Source organism: Marinobacter sediminum (genome assembly GCF_016820575.1).
In the GTDB taxonomy this organism is placed as follows: domain Bacteria; phylum Pseudomonadota; class Gammaproteobacteria; order Pseudomonadales; family Oleiphilaceae; genus Marinobacter; species Marinobacter sediminum.
On record NZ_JAEMQH010000002.1, the window covers coordinates 339,904 to 353,817 of the forward strand.

The window sequence follows — 13,914 nt, forward strand, 5'->3', positions numbered from 1 at the left end:
TTTGGTGTTGCATAAAACTTTTTGCGCGTCATAAGCGCTGAACGTTAGAAACCCGTTAAAAGGAAGGTTTGATGTCTGGAAAAGATGAAGATGTTGCAGTGCCTTTCATTAGGCGGAAGCAGAAGAACTTGGCGTATTTCCAAAAGTATCGTCCCGAGATTTTCGAATTTTTTGCCAACTTCGAACCCCAGCACTGTGAACTAAGCATTACTCCCGGTCGGGACGATGTGGACTTGGTGGATTCCGGTACATCCGTTTATCGGCATTTGGCGCGTGAGTACTCCCTCGCAGAAGTCTCGGATTTCCTCGAGAAAACCCCCACTGAAAAGCCGATAGTCACTGTGGCTCCCCCATTTTTTTTGGAAGCGGGCGAGGGCGCACGTTTTGCTTCCCGCTTTGTCCGGGAAAGTCTTAGGAAAAGTAGAATCAATCCGTCGACCTTCAAAGGCTACTATCGCGGGGATATTCTACCTTCGGTGGTTTTTCTCGGGTGCGGGCTTGGGTATCACATTGACAGCCTGACGGCCCGGGCGGATGTCATAGATGTGGTAGTTTTTGAGCCTGATCCTGAGCGCTTCGCCCTAACTCTGTTTACGGTGGACTGGGAAGAAATCTGCGCTCGCTTTAGGGGAAAGGGGCGGTCGATCTCTTTTTGTATAGCAACCAATCCTTCAGAAGAGAACGTGCGTCGAGTTCTGGGAGCAAAGGTTGCTGAAATTGTTCCCCTCTATCCTTACTTCAGCTCGTATTACAATCATCTAGTGAATGTTGATTTGTACCGAATTGCCAAAGACCTTGAGAAGGATCTGCCGGTGGTAGGTGCAAACTGGGGAAATTACGATTTTGAGCTTCGGGGCTTTAGAAACGTCTTCCATAACCTTAAATTGGGCGGCACTTACGCAAAGGCTTATGAGCTTCCAGAATCGCATACCCCAGTCGCGGTGGTTGGCAGTGGTCCGTCTTTGGATGCACGGATCGGGGAGCTGAAGGCTAATCGGGACAAGCTTGTAGTGATGAGCGCCGGTACGGGCTTGCGAGCGCTTCTTAGTCATGGTATCCGACCAGATCTGCACGTTGAACTCGACGCTGACTACATGATCTATGAAATGCTCAGCGACATAGATGAGCAGTTCGGGCTACATGACATTACGCTTCTGTGCACGGTAAGCGTGAATCCACTAGTTCCGCCGTTGTTTGACAAGTATCGCTTTTACTTCTCCAATGAATACTACGTGCCGGCTTTCTTAGGTTTGAATGAAGATGCTATCCCCGGTTGCTCGCCTACTTGCACCAACGCAGCAATGGCGCTGGCCTTTGCGTTCGGCTTCAGAAACTTGTTCTTATTTGGGACAGATTACGGCTATCAGGAAAAATCGCAGCACCACTCGCGATTTTCGATTTACGGACAAGAATCTCGAACTGAGTTCGCTTCTCGTTTTCGCAAGGAGACTGCCAGAGGCACTGAAGCTCGGCCCAAGTTCGAGACAGAGGGGGTAAATGGAACCACAGTTACCACTCAAGGGGATTACTTTACGGCTAAGCGCGCGGTTGAAAATTACCTATCTGACCGTATTGAGCAGCGCCTTAGTTTCTCTGTGAGGAATTGCTCGGATGGGGCTCTAATCGGGGGAGCGGACTGGATGTCTCCTACAGCGTTCACAGAGTCGCTCGAAAGGGCTTCCGTTGATGAGCGAGATCGGCTGATCGAGACTCTCGAAGCAAGTGCAAGGGACATGCCCGACTACGATACAGCGCAAATTTTCGGTGCCGTAGCTCAAGAGGTGTCTGGCACCGCGACGGAATTCCTCTCTGTGCTTAGGAACAGTCGGTTGAGAGGGCGCAAGGACCTGATAATAGTTTGTAACCAGATTCGAGATTATTTAAACAGAGTGGGACCTGGAAGTGGTCGGCGCTCTTCGCCGGTTGTTCAGTTGATGGGCTGGCAAATACTTAAGGGTACTGTTCAACGCTTTCTCCAGACTGGGCTCTGCCACGGACTGGCGCACGAGGATAGAGACCTTCAGTCCTTCCTCGATCATTGGAAAACGACCTTTTTGGCTTTCCTGAGGCAGCTGCCTGATCATTTTTCGTCAGTCATCCTAAAGGAGGTGCGTCCGATTGATGATCCATGGGTGACGACAAGGTTGATGAACCCTGAGCCAGAGAGGGGTGATGTCGGGTGTTAACAATCTGTTACACAAAAATATGCAGATTCCCTAAAGAGACCCAATCGACTGCCGTTAATTGGAATAACAGGGCAGCGTTCCCACGAAAAAAACTGGGGGCTGGCCTTTCTAAAGTGTCGAAACACAATTTGAAGGGGAAGCATTATGGCTCTCGGAATCAACACTAACGTCGCATCCTTAAGCGCTCAGAACCAGCTGAACAAATCTCAGTCTTTGAACGATCAGGCTCTTGAGCGTCTGTCATCCGGTCTTCGGATTAACTCTGCAAAAGACGACGCAGCAGGTCTGGCTATTTCCACCCGCTTCGACACTCAGATTCGTGGTCTGAACGTGGCTCAGCGTAACGCAAACGATGGCATTTCCATGGTTCAGACCGCTGAAGGCGGTCTGGATGAGACGGTGCAGAACCTCCAGCGTATTCGTGAGCTGGCTGTTCAGGCGGCAAACGGTTCCAACTCTGACGATGACCGTGCTCTGCTGCAGGCTGAAGTTGATCAGCGTGTCTCAGAAATCACCCGAATTGCTAGCGATACCCAGTTCAATGGTCAGGCTGTTCTGGGAGGCTCCCTCTCAACTGTGAACTTCCAGGTTGGTGCAAACGCTGGTCAGACAATTGCGGTAGATTTCGATGCAACCATGAGCGCGGCTGGTCTGGGTATCAGTGCTGTTTCTGTATCTTCTGCTGGTGGCGCGAGCGCGGCGTTGGCTACTATCGACGGCGCGCTCTCTGAAGTAAACTCCTTCCGCGCAGACCTTGGTGCGGTGCAGAACCGCTTCGAGAGCACCATCAACAACCTGGGCACCAACATCGAGAACCTGAGCGCCTCCAACAGCCGTATCGTTGATGCAGACTTCGCTGCCGAAACTGCAAAGCTAGCTAAGGCTAACGTTCTGCAGCAGGCGGGCATCTCGGTCCTTGCTCAGGCTAACGCGCGCCCGAACCAGGTACTGTCCCTCCTCCAGTAAGCGGATAATCGGAAGCTAACCGGTCCTTCAACTCGAAGTGCCGGATAGCTCCATTACAGGACGGCGAGGTGGATCATGAATGGCGTAAACCTGAATAGCCCGGATTTGAAGCTGGTTCGCACCAGTGAGCAAGCTCCGGCTCGGGCGTCGGTATCACCTCGAGCAGATGGCAGGAATGCCTCCGCTCAAGAAACTGTTCCGGCCGCGAGCCAAGCTCAGGCTGTAGTGGCAGCCGGCGAAGCACGACCGGTGCAGTCACAGTCAGAGAAGAACGCTCTGACTGAGGAGAAAACAGATGTGGGAAGTGCAGTAACCCAGCTCAACAACTATGTTCAGAGCGTGCAGAGAGATTTACGCTTTGAAATCGATAAAGAACTGGGAAAGACCATTGTTTCTGTTGTTGATCAGGAAACGCAAAAGGTGATTCGACAGATTCCTGACGACGTTGCGTTGAAGCTGGCAGAAAATTTGCAGCAGGAGGAACCGTTGACGTTGTTTGATTTGAAAGTGTGAGCCGGAAACGGTCATTGGTCTCTGAAGTGCTTCGTTAGCGCCGCTGCCTCCGGGTAGCGGCGTTCTCGGTTTATCTGACGTTGCACTCGCTTACAAAATGTAACCGAAAGGCGGAGTTTGGAGGCAAAGTTTTGCCGCCTCTTGCCGATATATTAGACAGTAAACGCAGGCCTTGTAGGAGGCTCGGTATGGCAGGAATTTCATCGCTAGGTGCTGGCTCCGGAATCTTTAGTTCCGATCTCGTTGATCAACTGGTTAACGCAGAGCGCAAGCCGGCAGAGCTTCGTTTGGATCGGAGAGAAAGCGAAGCCAAAACCAAAATATCAGCGTTTGGGGCGCTTAAAAGTGCGCTTGAAGCCTTGCAGAAGCCACTGGACACCCTGGCATCATCGGACGGGCTCAAGGCGCTGGCGGCCAGCTCGTCTAATGAGTCGGTGGCCAAAGTGAATGTTGATCCTTCGACTGCGAACCGTGGTTCCTACAGTGTGAACGTGACCCAATTGGCACAGGCCCAGTCGTTGGCTTCCGGTTCCTTCGCGGATACCGACACGACTACCGTCGGTACTGGCACCCTCACGTTTACGGTCAATGGCGTCAATACAGATGTGACTGTGGATGGAAGCAATAACACGCTGCAAGGGCTTGCAGATTCGATCAATGATGCGAACGCTGGATTATCGGCAGGCATTGTCGATACGGGGAGTGGGTACCGACTGGTCCTTTCTTCTGATGAAAGCGGTCTGGATAACGCGATTCAAGTCTCGGTGGCTGACGATGATGGAAATAGCACCGATGCATCCGGGCTGTCCCAGTTTGCTTTTGATGGCACCACATTGAATTTGACAGAAACGGTCGCAGCCAAGGATGCATTGTTGGAAGTAAATGGCATATCTGTCAGTCGGTCATCCAACACGGTGGAGGATGTGGTCGAGGGAGTAAGGTTTGATGTGCAATCCACCGGCAGCACCACTGTAAAAGTTGAGCGGGATCCCGATGAAGTTGCGGGGAGGGTTCAAGAGTTTGTTGACAAATTCAACGCACTGCAAGATGTCATCGACAAGGCGTCCGGATACAACGCTGAGTCTGGGGTTGGAGGTGTCCTTTCCGGTGACTCAACCGTAAGAAACATGGAAAGGGACCTGCGTACCGGCTTAACTACGGTTCCGACTGGCAGAGAAAACAGCTCCGTTCGAACTCTCGCGGATCTGGGTATTAAAACAGTACCAAGTACGGGGAAACTCGAATTTGATGCCGAGGTGTTTAAAGTAAAGCTCGGGGAAGATCCCCAGGCGGTCACGGCGCTATTTTCGGAGCAGGGCGGCGTTGACGGAATCGCTGGAAAAATCGATACGACCATTGAGAGCTACTTAGCCAGCGACGGCGCAATTTCCGGGCGCACAGGCGGACTTAATACTGCGCTTGAGGAAATACAGGATCAACGAAATCGTCTCGAACTTCGGATGGAGACATACAGGGAGCGTCTAGTGTCGCAGTTTTCAGCAGCCGACTCACTTATTTCTCAGCTCAATAGCACGGGCAATTACATCAGTCAGCAATTGGCCGCCATGGCACCACAGCAATCCAATGGCAATCAGCAGTAAGCGGCGCTGAACTCAAAGGAGTTACCAATGAACGGTCTTCAGCAATACCAGCGGATTAATACGCAGACCAGCATTACCGATGCTGACCCACACAAGCTTATCCAACTGCTTTATCAAGGGGCTCTTGAGCGCATCAACATGGCAAAAGCCAAGCTTCAGGCCAAGGATTACGATGGCAAGGGCAAGCTGATAATGAAGGCGTTAGACATCGTTGGAGCGCTTCGCGGCTATCTTGATAGAGAGAGGGGGGGGGAGCTTTCGGAGCGCCTCGATGCACTATATGAGTATATGGAACGTGCTTTGTGGGAAGCCAACGCGAGAAATGATATAGAACGACTCGATGAAGTGGCGGGGTTGCTTCGCTCTATCAAAGAAGGCTGGGACGGCATCCGCGAAGAAGCAGTCTCCCAGCGGCACGTAGGTTGATCACCTGAGCTGATCTCCGTTCGTAGCCTGTTTACCCGCCGGGCCCTGCGCCGATTCGGCGGGTAATGCATCTTCGTTATACCCCAGCCCAATAGCCATTCCCCCCGCTGTCCCGTACAATACGTTCCTTATTTTCGATACATCCATACTGTTCAGTCTGGAGCAAGGGCATGTCTGATATTAAGAAGGTGGTGCTGGCCTATTCTGGTGGCCTGGATACTTCCGTGATCGTTCGGTGGTTGCAGGATACCTATAACTGTGAGGTGGTGACGTTCACCGCCGACATCGGCCAGGGCGAGGAAGTGGAGCCGGCGCGGGCGAAAGCCGAGGCGCTGGGCGTTAAGGAGATCTACATCGAGGACCTGCGCGAAGAGTTTGTGCGCGATTACGTGTTCCCGATGTTCCGCGCGAACACCATCTACGAAGGTGAGTACCTGCTCGGTACCTCCATCGCTCGTCCTTTGATCTCTCGCCGTCTGATCGAAATCGCCAACGAGACCGGCGCCGATGCCATCTCCCACGGTGCGACCGGCAAGGGCAACGATCAGGTTCGTTTCGAGCTGGGTGCCTACGCACTGAAGCCCGGCGTGAAGGTGATTGCGCCTTGGCGCGAGTGGGATCTGAACTCCCGCGAGAAGCTGCTGGCCTACTGCGATGAGCGCAACATTCCGGTGGAGAAGAAGAAGGGCAAGTCCCCTTACTCCATGGATGCCAACCTGCTGCACATCTCCTACGAAGGCATGAACCTGGAAGATCCCTGGGCCGAGGCCGAGGAAGACATGTGGCGCTGGAGCGTGTCTCCGGAAGCCGCTCCGGACAAGCCGACCTACGTTGAGCTGACGTATAAGAAGGGCGACATCGTTGCCATTGACGGCCAGGAAATGAAGCCCCACGTGGTGCTGGAAACCCTGAACAAGATCGCGGGTGAGAACGGCATTGGTCGTCTGGACATCGTTGAGAACCGGTACGTGGGCATGAAGTCCCGTGGCTGTTACGAAACCCCGGGTGGCACCATCATGCTGCGCGCCCACCGCGCCATCGAGTCGATCACGCTGGACCGCGAAGTGGCCCACCTGAAAGACAGCATCATGCCGCGTTACGCCGAGGTGATTTACAACGGTTACTGGTGGTCTCCTGAGCGTGAGGCGCTGCAGGCGCTGATCGACCAGACCCAGACCTACGTGAACGGCACCGTTCGCCTCAAGCTCTACAAGGGCAATGTCGACGTTGCTGGCCGGAAGTCCGATGACTCCCTGTTCGACGAGAAAATCGCGACCTTCGAGGAAGATCAGGGTGCTTACGACCAGAAAGACGCGGAAGGCTTTATCAAGCTGAACGCGCTGCGTTTGCGCATTGCGGCCGGCAAAGGCCGTACGCTCTGACTCTCGCCTTGAGTTAGCCTTTAGACGCCCGGAACTCTCCGGGCGTCTTGCCTTTTATGGCCTTGAATTTCCGGTGAAACGACGTGGTTTCGCTGAACCCCAGCCGCAGTGCGATGTCCGGAATGGCCAGCTCGCTGTTGAGCAGATAGTCCTCGGCCATGGTCTGCCGAACCTCATCCAGTAATTTCTGATACGACACGCCTTCCTGGCTCAGCCTGCGTTGCAGGGTTCGGCTGTTCATGCCGAGCTCGTCCGCGACCACATCCTGCCTTGTGACTCCCTGCATCAGCTGCTGCTGAATGCTGTGCTTTACCTTTGAGGTTAAATCGCTGCCAGTATCCAATGATGCCAGCTGGGTGAGGGCGTGGGCCTCCAGGGTTTTGCGGAGCAGGGGGTCGGGCTGGCGGAGCCGGGTGTTCAGCAGTTCCTTGCGGAATGTCAGGCTGTCTTCTTCGGCGGAGAAGTGCACGGGGCAGCGCCAGCGGGACTGGTACGCCTGCTCCAGCTCTTTGCCCGGGGATGGTCGTTTCAGTTTCACCAGGGTTGGTGCGGCCGCCTCATCGTCGGCCAGCCAGCGGGCGTAGTTCACCCAGGAGGAAAACACGTTATCCACGAGGTGTGGCCGTACTGCAGGGTTGTCGTAGTTGCAGTGCCACAGCAGCTTGATGTTGTCGCCGGCCATGGTCAGGCGCGTCGTGCCCATGTCGCCGACCAGTTTCTCGAACGGCGCAATTCGGGCCACCGCCTCGCCCAGGGTTGCGCAGCTCATGGTGATGTAGCCCAGCACGCTGTAGGAGCCGGGTTGTACGAAATCGCCGGTTTCCAGCCCGAGAATCGGGTTTCCGGTGTGCTCTAGTAGTTGCTCGATGAACACCTGGAATTGCTCGCCGTCGATTCGGCCGTCATCGCTGTCCAGAATAGCGGGGTTCAGCCCGGCCTTTTCGAAGAGTGACGAGGTATCAACGCCCGCAGACTCGGCGGCGCGAACATACTGGCGAAGGGCGGCAACGGAGGTGGTTCCCAGGGATTTCATGGCTACAACACGGTTTTTTGGAGTAATTGTTGCTGATTATGGGGGGGAGTATAACGGATCTGTGCCGTTAGAACTTCGGCGGCAAGAAAGCTTTAGCAGTATGAACCGGGAGGTGCAGCAGTGGGGGAGACTAAAAACAAAAAGGCCAGCTAAACAGCCGGCCTAAAGATAAGGAAAGAACGAAAGTGCCTGAAAAATTCGTTAATCCGGTGGATCGTTTCCCCATATGGCGGCGGAGGTACTACACGGCCCCTCCGCCATGGGGGATACTGCTTAAATCCACAATCTCAGAATAGGGCTTTCGCTTCTTGGTGTCTGTGGGTTCTGTGTGTCGCACTGTTACGGAGTGTTCGAAATCCGATCAGCTGCGTATCAGGCCTCGGTTTCCAGCTCTGGTGCGGTTTCGGTAAAGCGCCGGGTTTCATAGGCGTCCATCAGGCCTTGCACGGCGCTGCGCTCCACGTCTTGCACCGAGGGCGTGCCATGTTCGGCGGCCGCCTTGCACAGCACCATACCGGCTTCCACTGAGATATAACCGGCCGTGGTTTTCAGGGCCTTGTGATTAATGCCATCAAACACACGCCGAAACGCCGTGGTGGTGCAGTGATCGCTGTTCGGGAAGTGGGCGATCAGGGCGTACTGGTTATCGCCAACCCGGCACAGGGCATCGATAGGGCGCACCAGGGTGGTCAGGCGCCGGGCAATGCCGACCGCCAGTTCGCTCATTACTGTGGGCGGGTATTTCCGCTTCAGGTCCTGCCAGTTGCGAATGCCGCACAGCACATAGGCGCAGGCGCCGCCCCGGGATTCGGCATGGCGCAGCACTTTGGCCAGGCGTTTCCGGCCGTACTGGTTGTTGCCGAGGCCGGTCTCCAGATCAATGATGTTGGTGGCTTCCAGTTCGCGGTTGTTCTCTACCAGCAGGGCGTTGGCCCTGAGCAGGGTATTCTGACGATCCGCCATGCGATCCGCGGCGAAGATCCGCGGGATCAGTTGCTTGGTCATGTCGGATTTGTAGATGAAATCGTCCACGCCCCGGTCGAAGGCTTCTGACAGTGCATCGATGCTTTCCCGGGCGGTCAGCAGAATCACATAGGTATAGTGGTTATTCTGCTCGTCCTGCTGCCGGACCTGATCCGTGAGCTGCAAGCCGTCCATCTCGGGCATCAACCAGTCGGCAATCAGCACGCTGACGGGGCGCTGTTCGATCAATTCCAGTGCGGCCGAGGCATTATTGACGATGCGTACGTCGCGATATCCGGCCTTTCTCAGCGTTCGGCCAACCACCATGCTGCTGAATTTGGCGTCGTCGACGACGAGGATGGGTAGGTCCAGGTTTGGCATGGGTATCGACTTCTCATCAGTCCATGGTCAGATGCGACAACCTTTGCCGGGTGCGGTCCGGCGTGGGTCTTGTTATGCTTTGGCACCTTGAACATTCGGGAATAAATTTAGGCCACAGTATACCCTCAGTGGCCGCTGGAGAATAACGACCATGCCTTCTTTTGACATAGTTTCTGAGATTGATCTGCACGAAGTTACCAACGCGGTGGACCAGGCCAAGCGCGAGCTGGGCAATCGCTGGGACTTCAAGAACGTTGAAGCCGACATCGAGCAGGACGACAAGGGCCTTACCATCAGTGCCGAGCAGGAGTTCCAGCTGGAGCAACTGATGGACATGCTGCGGATGGCCTTCGCCAAGCGCAACATTGATGGCCGCGCCATCAGCGAAGACGGCGAAAGCAAAGCCGGCAAGCTGGTGAAGCAGCACCTGTTGCTGAAACAGGGCATCGAGACCGACATGGCGAAGAAGATCGTGAAAATGATCAAGGACGCCAAGCTGAAAGTGCAGGCCAGCATCCAGGGCGACAAGGTCCGGGTGACCGGCAAGAAGCGGGACGACCTGCAGGCCGCAATGGCGATGCTGCGTGAGGCTGAGCTGGATATCCCGCTGCAATTCAATAACTTTCGCGACTGACTCGGAGGTTTTACCATCTTCTCCAGCGACCGCCGCGCCCTGATCCGGGAAGCGCTGTACACCTACACGCGATGGCAGGTCATTGCCCTGCTGTTTCTCGGGTTCTCGGCGGGGCTGCCGTTCCTGCTGGTGTTTTCCACTCTAAACGCCCGGCTTGCCGATGTGGGTGTGGAGACCGCCACCATAGGGTTCTTCAGCTGGCTGGGGATCACCTATTCCATCAAGGTTTTCTGGGCGCCGGTGGTAGACCGGCTCAAGCTGCCAGTGCTCGACCGCCTGCTGGGTAAACGCCGCAGCTGGATTGTCCTGGCCCAGTCGGGCATCGCGACGGGGCTGTACCTGATGGCCCAGGTCGATGCTACCGCAGCACCGGAAATGATGGCCCTGTGCGGGTTGCTGGTGGCTTTTTCCTCGGCAACCCAAGACGTGGCCATTGATGCCTACCGCATCGAAATCGCTGAAGAGCGGCTGCAGGCGGCGTTGGCAGCCACCTACATCTTCGGCTATCGCCTGGCGTTACTGGTGGCTGGTGCCGGCGCGCTGTATCTGGCCGAGTTCTGGTCCTGGCAGGTGTCCTATGAAGTGATGGCGGCGCTGGTGGGTGTGGGTTTGATTACAGTGCTGATCGTGCGCGAGCCCGCGGTAAACCATTTCGCCGCCGCGCAAGACATCGCCCGCAAAATCGAACAGGAAGCCGCCAAACGCGCCCACCTGAACCCTCGAGTGGCACGCATCATTGGTTGGTTCTCGGCCGCCGTGGCTGGCCCCTTCCTGGACTTTTTCCGCCGATACCAGGAACTGGCCGTACTGATCCTGGTGATGGTGGCGGTGTATCGGATTTCAGACATCGCCATGGGCGTAATGGCCAACCCGTTCTATCTGGATTTCATGGGCTTCAGCAAAACCCAGGTCGCCGACGTCACCAAGATCTTCGGCTTCTTCATGACCATCGCCGGCTCCCTGGCGGGCGGAGTCATGGTGGTTCATTACGGTGTGCGCCGGATACTCTTGGTGGGCGCCATCATGACCGCCGCCACCAACCTGCTGTTCGTGCTGCTGGCTCAATACCCGCCCAACGTAATCACACTGGCGGCCGTGGTCAGCGCGGACAATTTAAGCGGCGGCATCGCCAACGTCGCACTGATTGCCTGGCTCTCCAGCATGACCAGCGCCTCCTTCACCGCCACCCAGTACGCATTGTTCAGCTCCCTGATGACCTTGCCGGGTAAATTCATCGGCGGCTTCTCCGGCATCGTCGTGGCCGACTTCGGCTACGCCCAGTTCTTCCTGGTAGCCGGCATCATGGGCGTACCCGCCATCCTGTTGGCCATTTATATGATGCGCCAGGGCGAACGACTGGACGCACTGGCGCCAAGAAAAACGGAAGAGCTCGAGCCCGGTTCAGAGCCGGCACTCCGGGAGACTTAGGCTGTGGAAGCCACAAAAGATCAAAAAATCTGGCAGGTCGTACTCTCAATTCCCGAGGGGAGCGTCGCCAGCTACGGCCAAGTAGCCAGCATGGCCGGACTAGGCCGCCAAGCCCGCTACATCGGCCGAGCCCTGGGCAAACTCCCAGCCGGCCACACCGTACCCTGGTATCGAGTTATCAGAAGCAACGGCCAAATCGCCTTCCCAGAAGGCACCGAAACGTTCCTAATACAGAAGAAGTTACTGGAACAGGAGGGAGTAGAAGTAAAAGACGGAAGAATCCCAATGCGCCACTACCAATGGCAGCCCTAACTTTTCCCTTTTCGTTTTATATCAGATATTTCTAGTGGTTCGGTCAGTCAGGGGGTGGGGTGTCTTTTCTGCCGGAAAAAAGATGTCTGAGCGAAGCGAGTTCGTTTTCCAAAAGAAAAGACACCCCACCCCCTGACCAGCCCCCAAACCAACAGGCTAGGGGACCCAAAGAAGAGGTCTAAAGCCGCAAAGCCCCATCCACCTCAATCATCCGCCCCGACATATAATCATTCTCAAAAATAAACGCCGCCGCCGAAGCAATCTCCTCCGGCTTGCCCATCCGCTTCAGCGGAATCCCGGCCGTCATCTTCGCGAGTGCCTCCGGCTTCATCGACGCCGTCATCTCCGTCTCAATAAAGCCCGGCGCAATACCCATGCAACGAATGCCATAGCGCGCCAGCTCCTTCGCCCACACCGGAACCAGAGCCGACACACCCGCCTTGGCCGCCGAATAATTGCTCTGGCCCATGTTGCCCGCGCGGGAAATTGAGGCCACGTTAATAATCACGCCCTGATCCCCGTTCTTGATCATCTGGCTGGACGCCTCCCGGCCACACAGGAAAACCCCGGTCAGATTCACGTCAATCACCGCCTGCCACTGAGCCAGCTCCATGCGCTTTTCGATCTGGCCATCCTTACCTTTTACCATCAGGCCGTCCCGAAGAATGCCCGCGTTGTTGATGAGTCCGTTAAGCTGGCCAAAGTCGCCAACGATAGCCTCAAAGGTATGGGTGACGTCTTCCTCTTTCGCCACATTGCAGACGTAGGTCTTGGCGTCACCGCCGGCCTGCTTGCAGGCTTCAGCCGCCTCGGCAAGCTTCTCCGGCATCAGGTCAATCAGTGCCAGGCGGGCGCCCTTGGCCGCCAGGTACTCTGCCATGGCGCGGCCAAGGCCCTGGCCACCGCCGGTAATTGCAATCACGGAATCTTGAAGTTTCATGTTTCGCCCTAATCAACAAAGTCAGATGGTGTTGCGTGTACTGAGTGCGCGGAGTATACCAGACCTTCTCAAACCCACTTCAGACCCTGAGGTTCTGATGTCCGTGTTCCTGTTTCTTTTCATTGTTATGCCGGTGGCCGAAATGGCAGTGCTCATCAAGGTGGGTGGCATCATCGGCGTGTTGAATACCATCGGCTTGGTGTTGCTGACCGCCGTTATTGGAGCTTGGTTGCTCCGTCAGCAGGGTCTGGCCACCTTGTTGAAGGCCAATCAGCGCCTGAACAGCGGCGAGTTGCCGGCGAAAGAAGTCGCCGAGGGGCTGATCCTGGCGGTCGGCGGTGCGCTGTTGCTTACCCCAGGCTTTATTACTGACACCATCGGCTTCCTGTGCCTTCTTCCGGGCTCCCGCCATTGGCTGGCTTCCCAGGCACTCAAGCGCATGGTGGTCTCCGGCCAGAGCCGGGGCTTTCATTTTCGCGCCGGTGGTGGCGCCGGGCCATTCGGGCAGGATCCTTTCGGTGGAGCTGGCGAAAATCCGTTCGGCCGGCAGCGCCCCTTCGACCGTGACAGTGAAGGCAACATCATCGAGGGCGAGTATCAGGATCAGACCGAAACCGATCATGATCGCATCGAAAAAAAGTGAAAATTTTTGAGGGGCAGGTGTTGAAAACCCCTACGCTAACCCCACATAGGTTTCACAAGTTCGCTGCAGGCTGATAACGGCTGGAAAACAGCAGGTTAGCAGCCGGGCAATTTGGCCGGATGACGCTTTGCAAGTCCGACCTTTTTAACAGCAAATGTCATTGCCACATTAATCTGACTATTGGAGAAACCGAGCAATGAAAATTCGTCCGCTACACGATCGTGTTGTCGTGCGCCGTAAGGAAGAAGAAGAGAAAACTGCAGGTGGCATCGTGCTGCCGGGTAACGCCAAAGAGAAGCCTTCCCAAGGCGAAGTGGTTGCCGTAGGCAACGGTCGCATTCTGGACAACGGTGAAACGCGCGCGCTGGCGGTAAAGGTGGGTGACACCGTGGTCTTCGGCCAGTATGCCGGTAACACCGTAAAGGTCGACGGCGAAGAGCTGCTCATCATGAGCGAGAACGACATTTACGGCGTGCTTGAGTGATCGCTGAGGCGACTCGCACGAA

General features: G+C 55.7%; 14 protein-coding genes. 11 read left to right on the plus strand and 3 right to left on the minus strand.

What is annotated here, in order from left to right:
• Window positions 1–71 precede the first annotated feature (71 nt).
• The 6 genes from FGO67_RS08380 (at window position 72) to FGO67_RS08405 (ending at window position 7,074) form a co-directional block, all read left to right on the plus strand.
• Complete coding sequence (locus tag FGO67_RS08380; RefSeq protein WP_203300285.1) at window positions 72–2,186, plus strand: motility associated factor glycosyltransferase family protein; 2,115 nt, start codon at window positions 72–74, stop codon at window positions 2,184–2,186.
• A 144-nt stretch (window positions 2,187–2,330) separates the two neighbouring features.
• Entirely contained in the window at window positions 2,331–3,152 is an 822-nt protein-coding gene (locus FGO67_RS08385; RefSeq protein WP_203300286.1) for a flagellin domain-containing protein, read from the plus strand.
• A 75-nt stretch (window positions 3,153–3,227) separates the two neighbouring features.
• Window positions 3,228–3,665 carry a flagellar protein FlaG gene (locus FGO67_RS08390; protein WP_203300287.1) on the plus strand — a complete coding sequence of 146 codons (438 nt, stop codon included), beginning with the start codon at window positions 3,228–3,230 and terminating at the stop codon, window positions 3,663–3,665.
• Between the two features lie 188 nt (window positions 3,666–3,853).
• Window positions 3,854–5,266, plus strand: a complete 1,413-nt coding sequence (fliD, locus tag FGO67_RS08395; RefSeq protein WP_203300288.1) for a flagellar filament capping protein FliD — start codon at window positions 3,854–3,856, stop codon at window positions 5,264–5,266.
• A gap of 27 nt (window positions 5,267–5,293) precedes the next feature.
• A complete protein-coding gene (gene fliS / locus FGO67_RS08400) occupies window positions 5,294–5,692 on the plus strand; it encodes a flagellar export chaperone FliS (protein WP_203300289.1) in 399 nt (132 codons plus the stop codon).
• Between the two features lie 170 nt (window positions 5,693–5,862).
• The gene (locus tag FGO67_RS08405; RefSeq protein WP_203300290.1) at window positions 5,863–7,074 is read left to right on the plus strand and encodes an argininosuccinate synthase; all 1,212 of its coding nucleotides are present in this window, start codon (window positions 5,863–5,865) and stop codon (window positions 7,072–7,074) included.
• Window positions 7,075–7,087: 13 nt separating this feature from the next.
• On the opposite strand, the gene FGO67_RS08410 is transcribed toward FGO67_RS08405, so the two are convergent.
• Window positions 7,088–8,107: an AraC family transcriptional regulator gene (locus tag FGO67_RS08410; RefSeq protein WP_203300291.1), complete on the minus strand. Its 1,020-nt coding sequence runs from the start codon at window positions 8,105–8,107 to the stop codon at window positions 7,088–7,090.
• Between the two features lie 372 nt (window positions 8,108–8,479).
• A complete protein-coding gene (locus FGO67_RS08415) occupies window positions 8,480–9,451 on the minus strand; it encodes a response regulator (protein ID WP_203300292.1) in 972 nt (323 codons plus the stop codon).
• Window positions 9,452–9,602: 151 nt separating this feature from the next.
• On the opposite strand from FGO67_RS08415, the gene FGO67_RS08420 reads away from it, so the two are divergent.
• Genes FGO67_RS08420 through FGO67_RS08430 form a run of 3 tightly spaced genes read left to right on the plus strand, consistent with a single transcriptional unit; the run spans window position 9,603 to window position 11,825 of the window.
• Window positions 9,603–10,085: a YajQ family cyclic di-GMP-binding protein gene (locus FGO67_RS08420; protein ID WP_203300293.1), complete on the plus strand. Its 483-nt coding sequence runs from the start codon at window positions 9,603–9,605 to the stop codon at window positions 10,083–10,085.
• A gap of 54 nt (window positions 10,086–10,139) precedes the next feature.
• Window positions 10,140–11,513 (plus strand): AmpG family muropeptide MFS transporter, encoded by a 1,374-nt coding sequence (locus FGO67_RS08425; RefSeq protein WP_420844512.1) that lies wholly within the window; start codon window positions 10,140–10,142, stop codon window positions 11,511–11,513.
• A 3-nt stretch (window positions 11,514–11,516) separates the two neighbouring features.
• On the plus strand, window positions 11,517–11,825 hold the full coding sequence (locus tag FGO67_RS08430) for an MGMT family protein (RefSeq protein WP_203300294.1): 309 nt from the start codon (window positions 11,517–11,519) through the stop codon (window positions 11,823–11,825).
• Between the two features lie 178 nt (window positions 11,826–12,003).
• Here the strand turns inward: FGO67_RS08430 and FGO67_RS08435 are convergent, their stop codons facing one another.
• Window positions 12,004–12,765, minus strand: a complete 762-nt coding sequence (locus FGO67_RS08435) for an SDR family oxidoreductase (RefSeq protein ID WP_203300295.1) — start codon at window positions 12,763–12,765, stop codon at window positions 12,004–12,006.
• A 97-nt stretch (window positions 12,766–12,862) separates the two neighbouring features.
• Here FGO67_RS08435 and FGO67_RS08440 point away from each other — a divergent pair, with 97 nt between their 5' ends.
• Together FGO67_RS08440 and groES are read left to right on the plus strand one after the other, a co-directional pair.
• Window positions 12,863–13,408, plus strand: coding sequence for an FxsA family protein (locus FGO67_RS08440; protein WP_203300296.1), 546 nt, complete (start codon window positions 12,863–12,865; stop codon window positions 13,406–13,408).
• 196 nt (window positions 13,409–13,604) lie between these two features.
• Window positions 13,605–13,892: a co-chaperone GroES gene (groES, locus tag FGO67_RS08445; protein ID WP_041341247.1), complete on the plus strand. Its 288-nt coding sequence runs from the start codon at window positions 13,605–13,607 to the stop codon at window positions 13,890–13,892.
• Window positions 13,893–13,914 lie beyond the last annotated feature (22 nt).